22 protein-coding genes are annotated in these 19839 nt (G+C 52.0%); 12 read left to right on the top strand and 10 right to left on the bottom strand.

The window, feature by feature from the left end; translation table 11 throughout:
- Window positions 1-111: 111 nt before the first annotated feature.
- On the bottom strand, window positions 112-387 hold the full coding sequence (gene yjfY / locus NNO02_RS01200; RefSeq protein WP_202039800.1) for a DUF1471 family protein YjfY: 276 nt from the start codon (window positions 385-387) through the stop codon (window positions 112-114).
- 298 nt (window positions 388-685) lie between these two features.
- On the opposite strand from yjfY, the gene NNO02_RS01195 reads away from it, so the two are divergent.
- From NNO02_RS01195 to NNO02_RS01170, 6 genes are all read left to right on the top strand, one after another.
- Window positions 686-1450, top strand: coding sequence for a TSUP family transporter (locus tag NNO02_RS01195; protein ID WP_271440288.1), 765 nt, complete (start codon window positions 686-688; stop codon window positions 1448-1450).
- A gap of 158 nt (window positions 1451-1608) precedes the next feature.
- Window positions 1609-2004 (top strand): 30S ribosomal protein S6, encoded by a 396-nt coding sequence (rpsF, locus tag NNO02_RS01190; RefSeq protein ID WP_003025672.1) that lies wholly within the window; start codon window positions 1609-1611, stop codon window positions 2002-2004.
- A gap of 6 nt (window positions 2005-2010) precedes the next feature.
- Window positions 2011-2325: a primosomal replication protein N gene (priB, locus tag NNO02_RS01185; protein ID WP_003025674.1), complete on the top strand. Its 315-nt coding sequence runs from the start codon at window positions 2011-2013 to the stop codon at window positions 2323-2325.
- A 4-nt stretch (window positions 2326-2329) separates the two neighbouring features.
- Window positions 2330-2557, top strand: coding sequence for a 30S ribosomal protein S18 (rpsR, locus tag NNO02_RS01180; RefSeq protein WP_000135199.1), 228 nt, complete (start codon window positions 2330-2332; stop codon window positions 2555-2557).
- A 41-nt stretch (window positions 2558-2598) separates the two neighbouring features.
- Window positions 2599-3048, top strand: coding sequence for a 50S ribosomal protein L9 (gene rplI, locus NNO02_RS01175; RefSeq protein WP_137383988.1), 450 nt, complete (start codon window positions 2599-2601; stop codon window positions 3046-3048).
- Between the two features lie 142 nt (window positions 3049-3190).
- Window positions 3191-4114: a DMT family transporter gene (locus NNO02_RS01170; RefSeq protein WP_202039798.1), complete on the top strand. Its 924-nt coding sequence runs from the start codon at window positions 3191-3193 to the stop codon at window positions 4112-4114.
- Between the two features lie 92 nt (window positions 4115-4206).
- Here NNO02_RS01170 and NNO02_RS01165 read toward each other — a convergent pair whose 3' ends face one another.
- Window positions 4207-4857: an OapA family protein gene (locus NNO02_RS01165; protein WP_271440289.1), complete on the bottom strand. Its 651-nt coding sequence runs from the start codon at window positions 4855-4857 to the stop codon at window positions 4207-4209.
- A 218-nt stretch (window positions 4858-5075) separates the two neighbouring features.
- Between NNO02_RS01165 and fklB the strand changes: the two genes are divergently transcribed.
- Window positions 5076-5696, top strand: coding sequence for an FKBP-type peptidyl-prolyl cis-trans isomerase (gene fklB, locus NNO02_RS01160; RefSeq protein WP_170974407.1), 621 nt, complete (start codon window positions 5076-5078; stop codon window positions 5694-5696).
- Window positions 5697-6004: 308 nt separating this feature from the next.
- Window positions 6005-7414 (top strand): D-serine/D-alanine/glycine transporter, encoded by a 1410-nt coding sequence (gene cycA / locus NNO02_RS01155; RefSeq protein ID WP_137383985.1) that lies wholly within the window; start codon window positions 6005-6007, stop codon window positions 7412-7414.
- Between the two features lie 131 nt (window positions 7415-7545).
- Here the strand turns inward: cycA and ytfE are convergent, their stop codons facing one another.
- On the bottom strand, window positions 7546-8208 hold the full coding sequence (gene ytfE / locus NNO02_RS01150; RefSeq protein ID WP_137383984.1) for an iron-sulfur cluster repair protein YtfE: 663 nt from the start codon (window positions 8206-8208) through the stop codon (window positions 7546-7548).
- Between the two features lie 245 nt (window positions 8209-8453).
- Between ytfE and NNO02_RS01145 the strand changes: the two genes are divergently transcribed.
- On the top strand, window positions 8454-10025 hold the full coding sequence (locus NNO02_RS01145; protein ID WP_271440291.1) for a methyl-accepting chemotaxis protein: 1572 nt from the start codon (window positions 8454-8456) through the stop codon (window positions 10023-10025).
- Window positions 10026-10086: 61 nt separating this feature from the next.
- Here the strand turns inward: NNO02_RS01145 and NNO02_RS01140 are convergent, their stop codons facing one another.
- From NNO02_RS01140 to NNO02_RS01130, 3 genes are all read right to left on the bottom strand, one after another.
- A complete protein-coding gene (locus NNO02_RS01140) occupies window positions 10087-11055 on the bottom strand; it encodes a DMT family transporter (RefSeq protein ID WP_271454087.1) in 969 nt (322 codons plus the stop codon).
- Window positions 11056-11131: 76 nt separating this feature from the next.
- A complete protein-coding gene (locus tag NNO02_RS01135; protein ID WP_271454066.1) occupies window positions 11132-11956 on the bottom strand; it encodes an AraC family transcriptional regulator in 825 nt (274 codons plus the stop codon).
- Window positions 11957-12037: 81 nt separating this feature from the next.
- The gene (locus tag NNO02_RS01130) at window positions 12038-12886 is read right to left on the bottom strand and encodes an SDR family oxidoreductase (RefSeq protein WP_271454065.1); all 849 of its coding nucleotides are present in this window, start codon (window positions 12884-12886) and stop codon (window positions 12038-12040) included.
- 89 nt (window positions 12887-12975) lie between these two features.
- Here NNO02_RS01130 and NNO02_RS01125 point away from each other — a divergent pair, with 89 nt between their 5' ends.
- Entirely contained in the window at window positions 12976-13356 is a 381-nt protein-coding gene (locus tag NNO02_RS01125; protein WP_271440294.1) for a winged helix-turn-helix transcriptional regulator, read from the top strand.
- Between the two features lie 62 nt (window positions 13357-13418).
- Here the strand turns inward: NNO02_RS01125 and NNO02_RS01120 are convergent, their stop codons facing one another.
- Window positions 13419-15362, bottom strand: coding sequence for a bifunctional 2',3'-cyclic-nucleotide 2'-phosphodiesterase/3'-nucleotidase (locus tag NNO02_RS01120; protein WP_271454064.1), 1944 nt, complete (start codon window positions 15360-15362; stop codon window positions 13419-13421).
- A gap of 188 nt (window positions 15363-15550) precedes the next feature.
- Between NNO02_RS01120 and cysQ the strand changes: the two genes are divergently transcribed.
- Window positions 15551-16291, top strand: a complete 741-nt coding sequence (gene cysQ / locus NNO02_RS01115) for a 3'(2'),5'-bisphosphate nucleotidase CysQ (protein ID WP_271454063.1) — start codon at window positions 15551-15553, stop codon at window positions 16289-16291.
- Here the strand turns inward: cysQ and NNO02_RS01110 are convergent.
- Complete coding sequence (locus NNO02_RS01110) at window positions 16281-16838, bottom strand: YtfJ family protein (RefSeq protein ID WP_271454062.1); 558 nt, start codon at window positions 16836-16838, stop codon at window positions 16281-16283. The two genes, cysQ and NNO02_RS01110, sit on opposite strands and share 11 nt — an antisense overlap.
- 326 nt (window positions 16839-17164) lie before the next feature.
- Here NNO02_RS01110 and NNO02_RS01105 point away from each other — a divergent pair, with 326 nt between their 5' ends.
- Window positions 17165-17371, top strand: a complete 207-nt coding sequence (locus NNO02_RS01105; RefSeq protein ID WP_003025710.1) for a DUF1107 domain-containing protein — start codon at window positions 17165-17167, stop codon at window positions 17369-17371.
- A gap of 65 nt (window positions 17372-17436) precedes the next feature.
- Here the strand turns inward: NNO02_RS01105 and NNO02_RS01100 are convergent, their stop codons facing one another.
- Both NNO02_RS01100 and msrA read right to left on the bottom strand, forming a co-directional pair.
- A complete protein-coding gene (locus tag NNO02_RS01100; RefSeq protein WP_271440298.1) occupies window positions 17437-18774 on the bottom strand; it encodes a hemolysin family protein in 1338 nt (445 codons plus the stop codon).
- 296 nt (window positions 18775-19070) lie between these two features.
- Window positions 19071-19709 (bottom strand): peptide-methionine (S)-S-oxide reductase MsrA, encoded by a 639-nt coding sequence (gene msrA, locus NNO02_RS01095; protein WP_271449167.1) that lies wholly within the window; start codon window positions 19707-19709, stop codon window positions 19071-19073.
- Window positions 19710-19839 lie beyond the last annotated feature (130 nt).

Below are 19839 nucleotides of genomic sequence, written 5' to 3'. Positions count from 1 at the left end.
TCTGGGTGTGTGTAACCGATCCGCTCGGGGTAACGCCTTCATGCAAAAAAAGCCCCCAATAAAGGGGGCAAGTCAAACTGTGGCAATGTTCTCGTTGGTTATTTCCGGGTGCTAGCGATAAATGTCTGCGCTGGCGTGTATGTTGCCGTTACTACCGGGTTCTCTGATGAGGATCTCGTGGTAGTAAGTTGCGCCTTGCGCATCTGTCTCTTCGTTCAGAGCTTGAGTGGCTTCACTTTCAGTGGCGAAGTTATGATTTATGTAAATTACGCCTAAGCTCTGTACATCATCCATATTTCTGGCCTGATGATTGTCAATTTTGATGGCTGCCATTGCATTTGCGCTCAGCAAAAGCACAGCCAGAAGGGTCAAAACACGGGCTCGCATATGTACCTCCTCGACTGCGGTCTTTGGTTGCTTGTCTCCTGTGAGTCGTTAGCTTCTGATGTAATTTTAACCGCAACCAACGTAGTCGATAGCGACCATTTCTGATGCAGTTGTTCAAAAAATTACCGCATTGCCATCTTTCCTTTAATTAACAGTCAGCTGATATCTACCGCTGCGATAAAAAATACCTGTTTCCCAGGCATAAACTCTTACCAAATTGTCAATTTTACCAGAGGAGTACGCCGTTTATAGTGGGCTGAATAATCAACATAACTTTATGATTATAAGGCAAAAACTTATGGATACTTCATTCATGGATTTCAGCTACTTTGTGATTATGTTTATGGTCGCGCTGGTGGCTGGCTTTATTAACGTGGTGTCTGGCGGCGGCGGGTTTCTCTCTATTGGCGCATTACTGATTTCCGGTTTACCCCCGGCTAACGCGCTAGCAACCAATAAGATTCAGGCGTTGGGCAGTTCGCTGACCTCTGGGATTTACTTTTTACGCCGGGGACACATCAACGTACAGGAACATAAGTCTGTGTTCTTATCTGCTTTTATTGGTTCGGCGTTAGGTACGACGCTTATTCAGTTCATTGAGCCTGAACTGCTGAGAAAACTGCTGCCGGTACTGATTATTGCTGTCGCTATCTACTTTATTTTTGCGCCTAATCTCAGCGAGCCGAAGAGAAAGCAAAAAGTCTCCCTGTTTCTCTTTTCGTTGATCGGTGGTGGTTGTATTGGTTTTTATGATGGATTTCTCGGCGCTGGGGCCGGCTCCTTTTATACGCTCAGCTATATCCTGTTGTGGGGATACAGCATCGATAAGGCGCAAATTCACTCTAACTTTATTAACCTGGCGTCGAACATCGCCTCGATTTTGTTTTTCATTTTCGGCGGTAAAATGATCTGGTCGCTGGGGCTGGTGATGTTTGCCGGGCAGTCCCTCGGCGCACGTCTTGGCGCGACGGTCGTACTGACGCGTGGCAAGAAAGTCATCCGACCCATGATTGTGATTGTCTCCATTTGCATCAGCGTCAAAATGCTGCTGGATATGTATTAATGGCGACATGATAAATAATCGTACAAGCGCCTTGAGTTTACCTGCTGACCCCAGTATTATGACGCGTCATTTTTCAGCCGACCTTTAACACGTTCCTTGCCTCCATGGGCCTCGGCTGACCCAGACAGGAGGCTGAATAATCCGTAAGGAGCAATTCGATGCGTCATTACGAAATCGTTTTTATGGTCCATCCTGACCAGAGCGAACAGGTTCCGGGTATGATCGAACGCTACACTGCTGCCATCACTGGTGCAGAAGGCACGATCCACCGTCTGGAAGACTGGGGCCGCCGTCAGCTGGCTTACCCGATCAACAAACTGCACAAAGCTCACTACGTTCTGATGAACGTTGAAGCGCCGCAGGAAGTGATCGATGAGCTGGAAACTACCTTCCGCTTCAACGATGCCGTTATCCGCAGCATGGTTATGCGTACTAAACACGCTGTTACCGAAGCATCTCCGATGGTTAAAGCGAAAGACGAGCGTCGTGAACGTCGCGATGATTTCGCTAACGAAACCGCAGATGATGCTGAAGCTGGGGATTCTGAAGAGTAATTTCTGATGACCAACCGTCTGGCGCTGTCCGGCACTGTGTGCAGGGCTCCCCTTCGAAAGGTCAGTCCATCAGGAATTCCTCATTGCCAGTTCGTGCTTGAGCATCGTTCTGTGCAGGAGGAAGCCGGCTTTCACCGGCAGGCGTGGTGCCAAATGCCCGTTATTATTAGCGGACACGAAAACCAGGCCATTACTCACAGTATAACGGTCGGTAGCGCAGTGACCGTTCAGGGGTTCATCTCTTGCCATAAGGCAAAGAACGGCCTGAGCAAAATGGTTCTGCATGCCGAGCAGATTGAATTGATAGATTCTGGAGACTAGCCATATGGCACGTTATTTCCGTCGTCGCAAGTTCTGCCGTTTCACCGCGGAAGGCGTTCAAGAGATCGACTATAAAGATATCGCTACGCTGAAAAACTACATCACCGAAAGCGGTAAGATTGTCCCAAGCCGTATCACCGGTACCCGTGCAAAATACCAGCGTCAGCTGGCTCGCGCTATCAAACGCGCTCGCTACCTGTCCCTGCTGCCGTACACTGATCGTCATCAGTAATCGGTCACGGTCCATTAATACGACTTTGAGAGGATAAGGTAATGCAAGTTATTCTGCTTGATAAAGTAGCAAACCTGGGTAGCCTGGGTGATCAGGTTAACGTTAAAGCGGGCTATGCTCGTAACTTCCTGGTACCACAGGGTAAAGCTGTTCCTGCTACCAAGAAAAACGTTGAATTTTTCGAAGCGCGTCGCGCTGAACTGGAAGCCAAACTGGCTGACGTTCTGGCCGCTGCTGAAGCTCGTGCTGAGAAAATCAATGCACTGGAAACCGTAACCATCGCGTCTAAAGCTGGCGACGAAGGTAAACTGTTCGGTTCCATCGGTACTCGCGACATCGCTGACGCTGTAACTGCAGCTGGCGTTGACGTTGCTAAGAGCGAAGTTCGTCTGCCGAACGGCGTTCTGCGTACCACTGGTGAGCACGAAGTGAGCTTCCAGGTTCACAGCGAAGTGTTTGCTAAGCTGACTGTAAACGTAGTTGCAGAATAAGTTTTTATTCTGATGACCGCGTAAAAGCGCCGGCCTTGTGCCGGCGTTTTGCTTTTCTACCCTCCTGTTTTTCGCTCTGGCTATTCTTTGTCCTTTTCGGGATAATCATAAAAATAAAACATTATTTCAAAGTGGTGATGGAATGGAACCAACGCACCAACCTCTGTTCGCGCGTAAAAATGTTGTCTACCTGGGCGCAGCCTTCTGTTGCCTGTTGTGGGGGAGCGCTTATCCAGCGATAAAAAGCGGATACGAGATCTTCCAGATTGCCACGGATGATATTCCGTCAAAAATTGTCTTTGCCGGATATCGTTTCCTGTTTGCGGGATTATTGCTGTTGCTGCTGGCGATGGTGCAACGTAAACCAATTGGCAGGTTAAGCCCACGTCAGTTTGGCCAGCTTACGCTGCTTGGGTTGACGCAAACCTCGCTGCAATACATTTTCTTTTATATCGGTCTGGCATTCACGACAGGTGTAAAGGGGTCAATCATGAACGCTACCGGTACATTCTTTAGCGTGCTTCTGGCCCATTTTATCTATCAAAACGACAAACTAAGCTACAACAAAGCGCTGGGTTGTATTCTGGGTTTTACCGGCGTGATGGTGGTGAACTTCAACAGCGGAATGGATTTTAGTTTCAGCCTGTTAGGGGACGGTTCAGTCGTGATGGCGGCCTTTATTCTCTCTGCGGCCACGCTGTACGGTAAGCGCATTTCTCAGACGGTAGACCCAACGGTCATGACAGGTTACCAACTGGGGATGGGCGGTCTGGCGTTGGTTATTGGCGGCTATGCTTTTGGCGGGACACTGACCGTACATGGATCTGCTTCAGTGGCTATTCTGGGTTACCTGACGTTGCTTTCATCGGTGGCCTTCGCGTTGTGGAGCATTTTGCTCAAGTACAACCGCGTAGGAATGATCGCGCCGTTTAACTTCCTGATCCCGGTTTCAGGGGCGGTGCTGTCGTCAATTTTCCTCGGTGAGAACATTCTCGAATGGAAATATGCGGTGGCGCTGGTGCTGGTCTGTTCGGGGATTTGGTGGGTGAATAAGGTGAAGCGGTAACGCCTGATGGCGCTACTGCTTCTCAGGCCTACAATTGCGGGGGGCGTAAGCCGGGTAAGGCGAAGCCGCCACCCGGCAATCAGTACATTTAACTAACGGGCGCGAATAAAGCTGCCGTTGGGCTGGCGGGTAAACAACACCTGCTGACCATTTCCGCTATCAATGGTTAACCCGGTCACCACCCCGTTAGCATTCTGCCTGATTTGGATCATCTGGCCGTCTTTCAAATTGCTCAGTGGCTTTCCGGCACCTTCCACTTGCGCCATTGCGTACACATCTGTTGGCGGAAGGTTATGGTCCCGGAAGACCTGCGCCAGCGTTTTCCCTGAGTCTACGCGGTAGGTACGCCACTGCTGCTCAATACCACTATTCTGCTGAAAGGGCTGTGTCTGAGACTGTGATTGCTGGCTCTGTGGCTGTGTATCGGGATCGCCTTCCTGGATGGGTTCCGGCGCAACGGGAGCCACCTGGCCGGGATCATTTTGTGGTGCGACCAACTGTGCCTGAAGCTGTGCTTCAGTTGGCGGCTGGGACTGCGACTGCAAATCCAGCTGTGCATTACGCGTGACCACCGGGGTATCGTTGGTGTCATTGGAAGGGAGCAGGAAACCTATCACCAGCACGATGGCAGCAGCAATAATGCCACGGCGATGCATAGGCGGTAGCGGGTCCATAATGCGAAAATTGTCCGGTGCATGCCAGATTTTCGCCAGGGTTGGTTTTAATTCAAAGCGCCCGGGCATGGCTTTCCTCCTGCTCCGCGTCTCGTTCCTCTGTCATAGAGTATAGATCGCTAACTCTATGATACTTGTTCAGGTACCCGCTTTCGTGACATTGATGCGGGCAATAGCATTGTTTCTTTTTCCTCGCGATTTGTCATCTGTTCCCGAGACAAAGTTTTACCGGATGCGGCATGGCTGATATGCTGCCCGCTACTTTACATCCGATGAAAGGAAATATGATGGCTACCCCGACTTTTGACACTATCGAAGCGCAAGCAAGCTACGGCATTGGTTTGCAGGTAGGACAGCAGCTGAGCGAATCCGGTCTGGAAGGGCTGTTGCCTGAAGCGCTGGTAGCGGGTATCGCTGATGCGCTGGAAGGTAAACACCCGGCAGTGCCTGTTGATGTTGTGCACCGTGCGCTGCGTGAAATTCACGAACGTGCTGATGCCGTACGTCGCGAGCGTTTCCAGGCTATGGCGGCTGATGGCGTCAAATATCTGGAAGAAAACCGTGAGAAAGAAGGTGTGAATAGCACTGAATCCGGTCTGCAGTTCCGTGTGTTGACTCAGGGTGAAGGTTCTATCCCGGCACGTACCGACCACGTACGCGTGCATTATACCGGTAAACTGATCGACGGTACCGTGTTTGACAGCTCTGTTGCGCGTGGTGAACCAGCTGAATTCCCGGTTAACGGCGTGATCCCTGGCTGGATTGAAGCACTGACCCTGATGCCGGTAGGTTCCAAATGGGAACTGACTATTCCTCAGGAACTGGCTTACGGTGAGCGTGGCGCTGGCGCGTCCATTCCTCCGTTCAGCACGCTGGTATTTGAAGTTGAGCTGCTTGAAATCCTGTAAGCAGTAATTTCTGTTCCCCCCGACGCAGGGGGGAGCAACAAAATAGCGTGAAAAGCTATTGTTATGCCGATGTCGATATTTTATCTTGCAAATGATGTTATTGCGTGTATTTTTGTGAACTGATTCTCGCTATCAGAGTGATATGACACTCACTTTAAACATAAAATTAACATTATATCTAAATCTTAGTATTCATCCCGCCGATTCTTACCTAATATCGATGAGTCCTGCCAACAGGATCGTCGTATCATAGACACACTAAAGGCCGTAGAGCCTGAACAACACAGACAGGTACAGGAAGAAAAAACATGGTAGATCAGGTAAAAGTCGATGCCGTTGAAGAGGCTTCGTCTGAACAGTCGCTACGGCGCAATCTTACAAACCGTCATATTCAACTTATTGCAATTGGTGGCGCTATTGGTACCGGCCTGTTTATGGGCTCTGGGAAAACCATCAGCCTCGCCGGGCCGTCGATCATTTTTGTCTATATGATCATCGGTTTTATGCTGTTTTTCGTGATGCGGGCAATGGGAGAATTGCTGCTCTCGAATCTCGAATACAAATCCTTTAGTGATTTCGCCTCCGACCTGCTCGGGCCCTGGGCCGGGTATTTTACCGGCTGGACCTACTGGTTCTGCTGGGTGGTTACCGGGATGGCAGATGTCGTTGCGATTACGGCGTATGCGCAATTCTGGTTCCCCGGACTGTCAGACTGGGTGGCATCGCTGGCGGTGATCATTCTGTTGCTGGCTCTTAACCTCGCCACGGTGAAAATGTTTGGTGAGATGGAGTTCTGGTTTGCGATGATCAAAATCGTCGCCATTGTCGGCCTGATTGTCGTCGGTCTGGTGATGGTACTGACGCACTTCCAGTCGCCAACCGGCGTTCAGGCTTCGTTTACTCATCTGTGGAATGACGGTGGATGGTTCCCGAAAGGTCTGAGTGGCTTCTTTGCGGGCTTCCAGATAGCAGTCTTCGCGTTTGTTGGTATTGAACTGGTGGGTACGACGGCTGCAGAAACTAAAGATCCGGAAAAGTCTCTGCCGCGCGCGATTAACTCGATTCCAATCCGTATCATCATGTTCTACGTTTTCGCGCTGATCGTGATTATGTCCGTGACGCCGTGGAGCTCGGTGGTTCCCACTAAGAGCCCATTCGTTGAACTGTTTGTGCTGGTAGGTCTGCCAGCGGCGGCGAGCCTGATTAACTTTGTGGTGCTGACATCAGCGGCCTCTTCCGCAAACAGCGGCGTGTTCTCTACCAGCCGTATGCTGTTTGGTCTGGCTCAGGAAGGTGTTGCGCCAAAAGCGTTTGCTAAGCTGTCTAAACGTGCGGTGCCGGCGAAAGGCTTGACCTTCTCCTGTATCTGCCTGTTGGGCGGCGTGGTAATGCTGTACGTGAATCCGAGCGTAATCGGTGCGTTCACCATGATCACCACCGTGTCGGCAATCCTGTTTATGTTTGTCTGGACCATCATTCTTTGCTCTTATCTGGTGTATCGCAAACAGCGTCCACACCTGCATGAGAAATCGATCTACAAGATGCCGTTAGGCAAGCTGATGTGCTGGGTATGTATGGCGTTCTTCGTCTTCGTACTGGTGCTGCTGACGCTGGAAGAGGATACCCGTCAGGCGCTGATCGTCACGCCGCTGTGGTTTATCGCGCTGGGTCTGGGCTGGTTGTTTATCGGTAAGAAACGTATGGCAGGTACGCGTTAATCGCTAAGCAGTGAGATGTAGGCCGGATAAGGCGTTTATGCCGTCGGGATTGCCTGATGCGCTGCGCTTATCAGGCCTACGTTCAAGGTCGTTGTAGGCCCGGTAAGGCGAAGCCGCCACCGGGCAAAAGGTTACTCCCCGGCTAACGCACGCGGGAACAACACATTGTTTTCCAGGCTGATGTGTTCCATCAGGTCGTCGATCATCTCGTTAATGCCGTTATACATTGCTTTCCATGTGGTGCAGGCTTCTGGCGGCGGCGTTACGTTGTTGGTGATGTGCTTGATCACTTCTACCAGTTCGCCGGCCTCGTCATGTTCGCTTTCCATCACGCTGATTGGTCCCATCGCCTGACTCCCCATTCCCTGTTTGATCATTGGGAACAGAATTTGCTCTTCTTTCATCATGTGGCTTGACAGCTCTTCATGCAGCATCGTCAGGTTCTTCGCCAGACCACGCGGTACGCTCGGCTTGTCGGCATGTACACGTTCAACTTTAGTGGCCTGCAGGATCAGCTCCGGCAGCTGTTCGCGGTGGCGGTCATGATAACGAATGACGATATGGTCGATGATTTCTGCCAGTGCCACGGTGCGCCAGTCTTTTTCCAGCGGCTGCTCAGCCAACTGAGCGAGCTGCGCTTCGATAGCTTCCACATCCAGCTCTTTACGTGCGGCAGCGCGTGCCAGCGTTTGCTTACCGCCGCAGCAGTAATCCATATCGTATTTACGAAACAGTGCCGACGCGCGAGGAATAGAGAGCGCCAGTTCACCTAAAGGTTGATCGCGATAAGACATAGCCGTTACCTCATTCTCAATAATATAAGATGTATTTTAAATGCAACTTATGAGGAAGGATATAACCCTTTCGAGGCAGAGGATTTTGTGATGACTGTCACGAAAAATTCTTGTCTCTTTAACATGCTGAATCTTATTGAAAAGGGGTAACGCGGTGAAAAAAGCTACGCCGCAAGATTAAATAAGCCGACGCTGCTGCCGATAGTTAGACCTCAGACAATACCTGCATAATTAAAAGGCAACAGATGTTCAAACGAATCAAAGTGATAACCTTACTTATCACCGTGTTACTCGCCCTGGGCGCGATGCAGCTCATTTCCGCAGGCGTTTTTATTGGCGCGCTTAAAAACGACAAGGAAAACTTTAACGTTTCTCAACTTTCCAGCCAGAACGTGGCGGAGTTTACCGATGCATGGATTAGCCTGAACCAGGCTCGTGTCACGCTCAATCGGGGCATGCTGCGTTTGCAAGGGACGATGGCGAGCGAAATTAATGGCGGACAGTTGACGGAGTTAGTGAACACGGCGAATCGCCTGCTGGCAGACGCAAAAGAGCATTACGATAAATACTACGCGCTGCCGGAAACGCCGGGTCTGGATGAAAGTCTGGCAGACCGACTGGAAGAACAGTACGGTATCTATTCTACTGCGCTTGCAAAAATGAACGCGCTGCTGGCTGAAGGCAAACTGGAAGACATGTTCAAACAGAATGCCGAGCAAAAGCAGACAGCCATGCAGGAGGTTTATCAGGAGTGGCGTGCCGCACAAGCCGCACTGGCGAATGAGGGAGTACGGGATAACGAAAATGATTACCAGAAAATTATCTGGTTGTTGTCCGCCGTACTGTTGATTGTGTTGACCGTCATTATCGTCAGTTGGATTGCCATGCAGCGTGTCCTGCTGAAACCACTCCACGAAGTGATGGGACATATTCGCCATATCGCTTCAGGTGATCTGACCCACACTATTACCGCCGATGGCAGTAACGAAATGGCGCTATTGGCACAGAACGTCCGTGATATGCAGCAGGCGCTGGCTAATACGGTTAGCGTGGTACGTGACGGTGCGGATACTATCTATACCGGTGCGGGTGAAATTGCCGCAGGCAGTAACGATCTCTCTTCGCGTACTGAACAGCAGGCTGCTTCTCTGGAAGAAACGGCTGCCAGTATGGAACAGCTCACGGCCACCGTAAAACAGAATGCGGACAATGCGCGACAGGCGACCAGCCTTGCAAAAAATGCCTCGCAGACGGCGCAGAAAGGCGGAACCGTGGTCGACGGCGTGGTGCGTACGATGGATGAAATCGCCACCAGTTCCAGCAAAATTGCGCAAATTACCACGGTTATCGACGGTATTGCTTTCCAGACGAATATTCTGGCATTGAATGCGGCGGTAGAAGCGGCGCGTGCGGGTGAACAGGGGCGCGGTTTTGCCGTGGTGGCAGGTGAAGTGCGCACGCTGGCGCAGCGTAGCGCTCAAGCGGCGAAAGAGATTAAGGCGCTGATTGATGACTCAGGGAATCGGGTCAATGCCGGTACGGCACTGGTGCATGAAGCGGGTGAGACGATGGCGGAAATTGTCAGTGCCGTCACTCAGGTTACCGATATTATGAGCGAAATTGCGTCGGCGTCCGATGAGCAGAGTCGGGGTATCGATCAAGTCGGGCAGGCCGTTGCCGAAATGGATCGTGTGACACAGCAAAACGCCTCGCTGGTGGAAGAGTCTGCCTCTGCAGCTGCCGCGCTCGAAGAGCAGGCGGCCAGACTGAATCAGACGGTGGCGGTGTTTAAAGTGTCGCGCCGGACGGCGGCGTAAACGCCTTATCCGGCCTACATGAGATCGTACAGTCCTTGTAGGCCTGATAAGCGCAGCGCCATCAGGCATCCCCTGAAACCGGCACTACCGCCGGTTTCTGCGGTTTTGACCGCACCGCAATTACCACGCCTATTACCAGCAGCGCAATACCGCTTAGCGTCAGCAATGGCGGCATCTCCTGACGCAGCATAAAGGTGTATAACAGACCCGCCAGTGTTTCAAAGACAATCAGCGGTCCGAGGATCACCGTCGGCAACTTCTGACTGGCGACGTTCCAGCACAGTGCGCCAACCCACGAGCACAATATCGCAATGGCGATCATCAGGCCGATAAACACGTCCGGTCGCGGGCCAAAGGGCAGCGAGAATTCCGGTGTTTGTCCACGCAGCCACAGGCAGGCTGCGATGTACCCCAGCAGCGAAACCGGAAGCGTCACCAGCGCCTGAGCTGTTGCCCACATCATTGGATGCTTATCCGGGTTTTCCCGCAGCCAGCGGGCATTGCGTAGCGCGTACCAGGCCCAGCACACCACGGAGATCAGCGCCAGAGCGATGCCTGAACCATATCGCCAGCCGCTAAAATCAGGCAACCCCTGACTGAGCTCAGAGATATTCACGCACAGCAGGCCCATGCCGATCAGTACCAGCGCAGGAGCCAGGCGCCACCACGATAATTTGCCGTCGCGTTGGCTATAAAGCAGGTTGGCGAAGACCGGGATCACGACCGGTAATGTGCCGATGATCATGGTTGAAACCGGCGCGCCGGTGCGCTGAATGGCGCTGGCCAGACAAACGTAATAAATCAGGTTGCCCATCAGGGTTAACGCCAGCGCCGTTATCCAGTCTTTACGCGTCAACTGACGCAGACGCCCGCGACCCAGCCAGGCCAACGGTAGTGCGATTAGCCCCAATGCCAGATAACGCCCCATCGACTGTAATACCGCCGGGTATTCCGGTACGAGCAAGGGGCCGACAAAAATTAATCCCCACATCAGCCCGGCCAGCAGGGCATACAACACACCGCTAATCATTTTTGACATCCACATCATTAAACATAGCGCTGAGTGTAGGCAGGGAAAACATCACTGTATTGTATGAGATTGCGCATTAGCGCGAATAAACCTGCTTCTGATAGCGTACCGGCGTAATGCCATAGCGATGGGTAAAGGCGCGGGTGAGGTGCGATTGGTCGGTCAGTCCGGTGGCGGCGGCCACATCTGCGGCAGGCATACCGTAGGTCAGAAAACCTTTGGCTCGCCACAGGCGGATCGCCATCAGCATCTGATGCGGTGTGACGTGAAAATGAGACTTGAACTGGCGCTGAAAATGCCAGGGACTGAGTGACGCCACGCGAGCCAGCTCATCGAGTGTCACAGGGTTCATGTAGTTATCGTGCAGGTATTCACGCACGCGTTCGAAGCGATGTGCCCCCTCCGGTAATACCGGTGCATGGCGAGCCAGCGGCTGGAATGTATCGATCAGATCGAGCAGCAATCCCTTTTGCGCCAGCGGATCTTCGGTGTTCCACAGACCGTGGATCAATGAACAAATCTGATGCGAGCGCAGCGGATCGTGACGGGTAACGTCATGGAACCACCAGTGACGAACGCCGGTGACCTCTTCCAGAAGATCGGGCTCAAGGTAGATCATCCGGTAGCGCCAGCCGTCGGCGGTTTCAGCTTCACCGGTGTGCAGTTCATCGGGGTTCATGGTGACAACGGAGTGGGCAGGCGCTACATATTGCGTGCCACGGTAGCGAAAACGCTCGGCACCGGCTTCAATCGCGCCAATGCCGAAAGCTTCATGGGTGTGCGGCTCAAACGCATAACGGGAGATGTGCGCATGATACAGTTCAACGCCTGGCACCTGCGCCAGATGGCGAAAGCGGGCGCTGTCTTTCTCATCACAAAACTGCTCAGGTACACCTTGCACGTTATCTCTCCCCACGCATCATCTTGTCATTATCAGAGAGGATGCGTGAGGATGCCACCACAATTAACCGATTTTTAACACTTACACGATACCTTTGACGCTGTCCGCCAACGAGGTGGTTGGGCGGCCAATCAGTTTGCTCAGCGTATGGCTGTCGTCAAAGAGCCCGCCTTTGGAGGCACCGACGTCAGAATCGGCCAGCATGTCCGCCAGTCCGGCAGGCAGACCAAAACCTTTTAGCGCGGCGGCAAAATCGGCTTCACTCAGGTTCTGATACACCACCTTTTTACCACTCTGTTTGGCCAGCTCAGCGGCCAGTTGGCTCAGCGTCCAGCCCTCATCGCCTGCCAGTTCGTAGATTTTACCAGCGTGACCGTCTTCGCTGATAACGCGCGCGGCGGCTGCGGCATAGTCGGCGCGGGTCGCTGAGGCGATTTTGCCTTCTCCTGCAGCCCCAATAAACACGCCGTGCTCCAGTGCCGCTGGCGCACTCGCCAGATAGTTTTCGGTGTACCAGCCGTTACGTAACAACGCGTAGGCAATGCCGGAGTCTGCCAGCATCTTCTCGGTTGCCACATGCTCATCAGCCAGCCCCAGCGGGGAGGTGTTGGCGTGAAGCAGGCTGGTATAGGCGATAAATTTCACGTGGGCAGCTTTCGCCGCGTTAATCACGTTGCGATGCTGCGGAGTACGTTGTCCGACTTCGCTCGACGAGATCAGAAGCAGCTTGTCGATACCCTGCAAAGCCGTCGTAAAGGCGGCTTCGTCGGTGTAATCCGCCTGGCGAACGATGATGCCTTGCTGACTCAGTGCTGCCGCTTTAGCAGGGTTGCGTACAATCGCCACTATCTGGCTGGCAGGTACGGTTTTCAACAGGCTTTCAATAACGTGTTGGCCCAGTTGGCCAGTGGCGCCGGTAATCGCAATCATGGGGAACTCCTTGGTATTGGTCTTGTGTTTAAACACGCTAACACCTAAACTTACTTTTAGTAAGTACGTACAAAAAGGTAAGTATAGAGATGACAGCTTCGACGCTTTCTCAACAATTGCGCGACGGCAATTTGTTTGCCGAGCAGTGTCCCTCTCGCGAGGTGTTAAAACACGTCACCAGTCGCTGGGGCGTATTGATTCTGGTGGCGCTGCGTGACGGTACGCACCGGTTCAGCGATTTACGTCGCAAAATGGGCGGCGTCAGCGAAAAGATGCTGGCGCAATCACTGCAGGCGCTGGAGCAGGACGGGTTTATCAACCGGGTATCGTATCCGGTCGTCCCGCCGCATGTGGAGTATAGCCTGACCCCGTTGGGTGAGCAGGTGAGCGATAAAGTTGCGGCACTGGCCGACTGGATTGAAATGAATTTACCGCAGGTTTTGGCGCAGCGGGACGAGCGGGCGGCGTGATGGGTAGGCGGCGTATTTTGTAGGCCGGATAAGACGCTATTGCGTCGCATCCGGCACGAAAATTACTTACTCAAATCCAACTGATAAATCGCAAAGCCGATATCGTCGGTGGCGACTTTCTTCAGCGGATACTGCCCGTTGTCTTTGATAAACGCCGCGGCCTTATCGGACGGTGACGTTTCAAATCGAATATCCAGTTTCTTATCGCTGTGAATCGGTGCCAGACGCCAGTTGTTATCTGCCGCCGGGTGGATTTCACCGGCGCTCTTCGTTTGAGCGCTTATCCATGCAGCCAGCACCGCGCGGTTTTCATCCGGCGACGCAAAGGCGATGTGGCTGTCTCCGGTTCCGGCGAACTTACCACCATAGGCACGATAGTTGTTGGTTGCGACGAGGAAGGTTGCATCAGGATCGATAGGTTTGCCGTTAAAGGTCAGGTTTTTAATACGTTCCGCTTGCGGGTTTATGGTCTGGCACTCGCCGTCGTAACGGGCCGGCTGTGAAACATCAATCTGATAATCCACGCCGTCAATGACGTCAAAGTTATAGGTACGGAACCCATCCCAGTTAATCAGCGACTGCGGCTTGTTGCTGTGAACATCTATCTGATTAAACTGGCCGGCGGAACATTCCAGCCACTCTTTAACCTCTTTACCGCTGGCTTTTACGACCACCAGGGTGTTGGGATAGAGATACAAATCAGCGGCATTACGGAAGGTTAGCTGGCCTTTTTCGACTTCCACAAAGCTTGCCGGATCGTTCTTGCGTCCACCGACCTTAAACGGCGCGGCGGCGGAAAGTACCGGCAATTTTGCCAGGTCCGGATCGCCCTGAATAAAGTGTTCCACATAGGCTTTCTGGGCGTTATTCACCACCTGTACGGTGGGGTCATCCTGTACCAGCGCCAGGTAGCTGTACATATTGTCGGCGGATTTACCGATCGGTTTGCTGACAAACTCACGGGTGGCGTCATGATCGGCTTTCAGGATCTCAACGATTTTTTTGTCTTCAGCTGCCAGTGATTTTTTCGCCGCGGCGTCATAAATGGGGCGTGCCTCGGCTTTCGCCTGGCTGACCTGCCATTTACCGCTATCGTTATTCAGTACCAAATCTACCACGCCCAGGTGATCGCCCCACATGCCCGGCATGACTGCAGGTATGCCATTGAGCGTGCCTTTCGCGATATCAGCTCCTTTGATGTTGGCAAAATCTTTCCCCGGGAAGACGGCATGAGCATGGCCAAACATAATGGCGTCCACGCCCGGCACTTCGCTGAGGTAATAAACGGAGTTTTCCGCCATGGTCTGATACGGGTCGGCAGAAAGACCGGAGTGAGCAATCACTACTACTACATCCGCGCCTTTTTCCCGCATCTGCGGAATATATTTACGTGCGGTTTCGGTGATGTCGTTCACGGTCACTTTACCGCTGAGGTTGGCTTTATCCCAGGTCATGATCTGTGGGGGCACAAAGCCGATGTAACCTATCTTCAGCGTCTGCTTATTCCCCTCTTTGTCGACGACGTCAGTGTCTTTAATCAGATAAGGGGTGAACAGCGGCTTTTGGGTTTTAACATCGATAATATTGGCGTTAACGTAGGGGAATTTCGCGCCAGCGAGGGCATTGTGCAGATAGTCGAGGCCGTAGTTAAATTCATGATTACCAAGGTTGCCGACTGCGTAGTCCAGCGTGTTGAGCGCCTTATATACCGGATGTGTTTCACCCGCTTTAAGCCCTTTGGCAGCCATGTAATCCCCAAGCGGGCTGCCCTGAATCAGATCGCCGTTATCAACCAGCACGCTGTTTTTGACTTCGCTGCGTGCTGCATTAATCAGACTCGCCGTCCTCACCAGGCCGAATTTTTCAGTCGCCGTATCTTTGTAATAATCGAAATCCATCATATTGCTATGCAAATCAGTGGTTTCCATTATGCGCAGATCGACGGTCGCGGCATTCACGCTGGCTGCAATCAGCGTGGCGAGAAGCGTTGCACTAAACTTAATCATCAGGGGCATCCTTTTAAGATCTAAGCCACAAAAGAAAATGTATATAAATCTTCTTGCTTACAGAACTGTGAATCATGACATGAATATAGCGTTTAAAACCGCAGACGCTATCACAGTTGGCGGATCCCTTGACGATCGGGTATAAGTAAAACAACGAGTTAACACCACTGACAGAAACGAGGTGGAGAATGCTAGAACATGTATGCCAGCTTGCACGGAACGCGGGCGATGCCATTATGCAGGTCTACGATGGACGCAAACCGATGGAGATTACCAGCAAGCAGGATGATTCTCCGGTCACGGCGGCGGATATTGCCGCGCACACGGTGATCCTCGAAGGATTACTGGCACTAACGCCGGATATTCCGGTTCTGTCTGAAGAGGCACCCCCTGGCTGGGATGTTCGTCAACACTGGCAGCGCTACTGGTTGGTCGATCCGCTGGATGGAACCAAAGAGTTCATTAAGCGTAACGGTGAATTTACCGTTAACATTGCGCTTATCGAGAAGGGAAAGCCGGTGCTGGGCGTGGTGTATGCCCCTGTGATGAAAGTGATGTACAGCGCGGAACATGGCAAAGCGTGGAAAGAAGAGTGTGGTGTACGCAAACAAATTCAGGTTCGTGATGCTCGTCCACCGCTGGTGGTGATTAGCCGTTCGCACGCGGACAATGAGCTAAAAGAGTATCTGCAACAGTTAGGCGAACATCAGACCACGTCGATTGGCTCGTCGCTGAAGTTCTGTCTGGTTGCCGAAGGGCAGGCGCAACTGTATCCGCGTTTTGGACCCACAAACGTGTGGGACACCGCAGCAGGCCACGCGGTTGCAGCCGCTGCCGGGGCTCACGTTCACGACTGGCAGGGAAAACCCCTGGATTACACACCGCGTGAATCGTTCCTTAACCCCGGCTTCCGCGTCTCTATTTACTGAGCAATTTGTGCAGCAGGGCGATAACCTGCTGCACCTCATCCTGCGTTAGCGCACCATCTTTTGCCCACTGTACGCGTCCGTCCTTGTCGAGAACGACAATAGCGGAGCTCTCTTCATCCAGTTGCCAGGCTTTACGCGCAATACCCTCGCTGTCGACAATAAATTGTGACCACGGGTAGAGCTTCTTATTACTCTCCAGGCTGCTGCGCACGAATATGCCCGAACCAGGAATGGCATCATCCGTGTTGACGATGGTGGTGGTCTGGTATTTATCATGCGGCAGATTTGCCGCTTTGATGGCTTCAATCAGTGTCGCATTTTTCTCTTTGGCGGAGGTACGTCCGGCGATGTGTTGCACAATGCGGACTTTCCCTGGCAGTTGCGCGCTATTCCAGTTTTTGTAGCTAAACTTATCATTATCGAGAATCAGTTCGCCGCGATCGGCAATGCCCACCGGCGGTACACGTTGGTTGGTTTCAAACTTATGCGCGGAGGCAATCATCGGCAGCAGCAGGCACGACAGGGCCAGCAGTTTTTGTAAGGTCATGGGTTTTCCTTCTTTCTTTATTTTGCAGGTGATCCGACCACTTGGGCCTGGAATTTAATCATATGTGCGAATGATGCTTTTTCCCGCAAGCGCGATGCCAGTTTGCGGACGGGCGCACAAATCCTGCGAAAAATGAAGGCTTATACTGAAGACAGCGAAGCGTTGAAAAGATAATTCTGAATAATTGTAACCTGAAGGTAAATAAACTTATACACGCTGGAAACATGGTTCAGATAGTCTATAGTCATAAGGCATTAAAATTTGCGCCTGAGGATTGTCGGACCGATTGTGGTACCGCAAAGGCGTAACGCTCAGCAGGAGATACAATGAAAATTTTCCAACGATACAACCCGCTGCAGGTGGCGAAGTACGTGAAGATCCTGTTTCGTGGACGGTTATATATCAAGGATGTAGGCGCTTTTGAGTTTGATAAGGGTAAGATTCTTATCCCAAAAGTGAAGGACAAACTGCATTTTTCTGTTATGTCCGAAGTTAACCGTCAGGTTTTGCGTCTGCAGACAGAGATGGCTTAACCAAAGTGCTATGCAGTAGTTAAAAAAACGGCTCCTGATGGGAGCCGTTGATGTTTCTGGCGGGATTACGCCCTGGTCTCTTCTTTTGCATCCGGCAGTTTCGGTACCAGGACGCTCGGTTTACTGTCCAGACGTGTTACCAGCAGCTGATCGATCTTGTAGTTATCGATATCCACCACTTCAAATTTGTAGCCTGAGAACTTCACTGAATCGGTGCGTTTCGGGATTTTACGCAGCATGAACATCATGAAACCGCCGATGGTTTCATAGTTACCGGACTGCGGGAACTCGTCGATATCCAGCACACGCATCACGTCATCAATCGGCGTACCGCCGTCAATCAGCCATGAATTCTCATCACGCGCGACGATCTGTTCTTCCAGACCCTGGCCGACTAAGTCACCCATCAGCGTCGTCATTACGTCATTAAGCGTAATAATCCCCACTACCAGTGCATACTCGTTCATGATGACGGCAAAGTCTTCGCCTGCGGTTTTGAAGCTTTCCAGCGCTTCTGAGAGCGTCAGCGTATCCGGCACAATCAGCGTGTTGCGGATCTGCACACCGCTATTCAGCGCCATGCTTTGGTTTGCCAGTACGCGATTAAGCAAGTCTTTGGAATCCACATAGCCAATGATGTGGTCGATATCTTCATTACAGACCAGAAACTTGGAATGCGGATGTTCCGCCACCTTGTTCTTCAGGCTCTGTTCGTCTTCGTGCAGATCAAACCAGATAACGTTTTCGCGCGAGGTCATTGAAGACGGCACGGTACGGGATTCCAGTTCAAATACGTTTTCGATCAGCTCATGTTCCTGCTTGCGCAGAACCCCTGCCAATGCGCCGGCTTCCACTACGGCGTAGATATCGTCCGAAGTGATGTCATCTTTACGCACCATCGGGATCTTAAACAGACGGAAAATGTTATTTGCCAGACCATTAAAGAACCATACCAGCGGGCGGAACACGAGCAGACAGAAGCGCATCGGGTTGATGATACGCAAAGCCACAGCTTCTGGCGCAATCATACCGATGCGTTTCGGGGTTAAATCCGCGAACAGGATGAACAGGCCAGTCACCAGGGAGAACGACAGAATAAAGCTCAATTGTTCGGACAGCTCTGGGGCAAAGTATTTCGAGAACAGACCGTTAAATGCCGGTGAAAACGCTGCATCACCGACGATACCGCCAAGAATAGCAACCGCATTAAGACCAATTTGCACGACGGTAAAGAACATGCCGGGGTTTTCCTGCATCTTCAAAACACGCTGTGCATTTACGTTGCCTTCATCGGCAAGCAACTTAAGTTTTATTTTGCGTGATGCGGCGAGCGAGATCTCGGATATCGAGAAAAACGCACTCACGGCGATCAGGCAGAGAATGACTAAAATACTGTTTAACATATCTTATCCAGCGTTACGCCAGATCCTCGGAAGGGAGAAGTTGGTACTCGTCGTCTTTCAAGTTGCAGGGGCGTTGGGGCCAGCGCTAGCGCTGTTCAAAACACCTATGGCGTTTTGTCCTGCAACCCGAAATCCATAAAGTATAAATCCAATGGAAAATTCATTGAAAACCTGCTCGTGGAGTTGAGCCGGTAAATTCAGACGCTAGTATAGCGTAAGGTACTGTAAAGCCGCCAGAGGTCACGTTAAGGGCGTGGAAATGCCCGATAAGCGCTGTGCTATCGGGCCGTTGCGGGTTAATTCTGCGGTGGCAGGCAAACGCCTATGCCGCCAATGCCACAGTATCCATAAGGGTTTTTATGCAGATACTGCTGATGATCGTCCTCGGCGTAGTAGAACGGGGTCGCCGTGCTGATTTCCGTCGTAATCTTGCGTTCGTCGCCCGCGGCGGTCATTGCCGCCTGAAAGCGTTCAAGGCTGGCCTGCGCGGCTGCGCTTTGCTCCGGGGTTAATGGATAAATCGCGGAACGGTACTGCGTACCCTGGTCGTTCCCCTGACGCATACCCTGCGCCGGGTCATGATTTTCCCAGAACACCTGCAGCAGTTGTTCGTAGCTGATAACATGCGGGTCATAGACGATGCGTACCGCTTCGGCATGGCCCGTATCACCAGAACACACTTCCCGATAGGTTGGGTTTGGGGTATAGCCACCGGTGTATCCGGCTGCTGTGCTGTATACCCCTGGTAGTGACCAGAATAAGCGCTCCACGCCCCAGAAACATCCCATGGCGAAGAGGGCTATCTCCATGCCGTCGGGCACGTTGGTCATCGAATGCTGATTAACCGCATGCAACGTTGCTACCGGCATCGGGGTATTGCGTCCAGGTAGCGCATCTGCTTGAGTAACAAGATGCTTTCTATCAAATAAACTCATGGCCGTTCTCCCGAAATCAGTCATTTGGGTTAAGGTTGTAACGAGACGCGTCTTTGCCCACAATAAATAGTGTGAATGCGTCTAGAGTTAAACATAAGAAATATTTGGGTTGTCGTCTGTTTTTCAACTC

This window comes from Citrobacter sp. Awk 2 (assembly GCF_028069815.1).
Taxonomy (GTDB): Bacteria; Pseudomonadota; Gammaproteobacteria; order Enterobacterales; family Enterobacteriaceae; genus Citrobacter.
Note: the sequence above shows the minus strand (reverse complement) of the source record. Positions and strands in the feature narration are given on the sequence as shown.

Coding starts and splice junctions, on each gene's coding strand:
- yjfY (WP_202039800.1), bottom strand. CDS start 387: ATGCGAGCCCGTGTTTTGACCCTTCTGGCTGTGCTTTTGCTGAGCGCA.
- NNO02_RS01195 (WP_271440288.1), top strand. CDS start 686: ATGGATACTTCATTCATGGATTTCAGCTACTTTGTGATTATGTTTATG.
- rpsF (WP_003025672.1), top strand. CDS start 1,609: ATGCGTCATTACGAAATCGTTTTTATGGTCCATCCTGACCAGAGCGAA.
- priB (WP_003025674.1), top strand. CDS start 2,011: ATGACCAACCGTCTGGCGCTGTCCGGCACTGTGTGCAGGGCTCCCCTT.
- rpsR (WP_000135199.1), top strand. CDS start 2,330: ATGGCACGTTATTTCCGTCGTCGCAAGTTCTGCCGTTTCACCGCGGAA.
- rplI (WP_137383988.1), top strand. CDS start 2,599: ATGCAAGTTATTCTGCTTGATAAAGTAGCAAACCTGGGTAGCCTGGGT.
- NNO02_RS01170 (WP_202039798.1), top strand. CDS start 3,191: ATGGAACCAACGCACCAACCTCTGTTCGCGCGTAAAAATGTTGTCTAC.
- NNO02_RS01165 (WP_271440289.1), bottom strand. CDS start 4,857: ATGCCCGGGCGCTTTGAATTAAAACCAACCCTGGCGAAAATCTGGCAT.
- fklB (WP_170974407.1), top strand. CDS start 5,076: ATGGCTACCCCGACTTTTGACACTATCGAAGCGCAAGCAAGCTACGGC.
- cycA (WP_137383985.1), top strand. CDS start 6,005: ATGGTAGATCAGGTAAAAGTCGATGCCGTTGAAGAGGCTTCGTCTGAA.
- ytfE (WP_137383984.1), bottom strand. CDS start 8,208: ATGTCTTATCGCGATCAACCTTTAGGTGAACTGGCGCTCTCTATTCCT.
- NNO02_RS01145 (WP_271440291.1), top strand. CDS start 8,454: ATGTTCAAACGAATCAAAGTGATAACCTTACTTATCACCGTGTTACTC.
- NNO02_RS01140 (WP_271454087.1), bottom strand. CDS start 11,055: ATGATTAGCGGTGTGTTGTATGCCCTGCTGGCCGGGCTGATGTGGGGA.
- NNO02_RS01130 (WP_271454065.1), bottom strand. CDS start 12,886: ATGATTGCGATTACCGGCGCCACTGGCCAACTGGGCCAACACGTTATT.
- NNO02_RS01125 (WP_271440294.1), top strand. CDS start 12,976: ATGACAGCTTCGACGCTTTCTCAACAATTGCGCGACGGCAATTTGTTT.
- NNO02_RS01120 (WP_271454064.1), bottom strand. CDS start 15,362: ATGATTAAGTTTAGTGCAACGCTTCTCGCCACGCTGATTGCAGCCAGC.
- cysQ (WP_271454063.1), top strand. CDS start 15,551: ATGCTAGAACATGTATGCCAGCTTGCACGGAACGCGGGCGATGCCATT.
- NNO02_RS01110 (WP_271454062.1), bottom strand. CDS start 16,838: ATGACCTTACAAAAACTGCTGGCCCTGTCGTGCCTGCTGCTGCCGATG.
- NNO02_RS01105 (WP_003025710.1), top strand. CDS start 17,165: ATGAAAATTTTCCAACGATACAACCCGCTGCAGGTGGCGAAGTACGTG.
- NNO02_RS01100 (WP_271440298.1), bottom strand. CDS start 18,774: ATGTTAAACAGTATTTTAGTCATTCTCTGCCTGATCGCCGTGAGTGCG.
- msrA (WP_271449167.1), bottom strand. CDS start 19,709: ATGAGTTTATTTGATAGAAAGCATCTTGTTACTCAAGCAGATGCGCTA.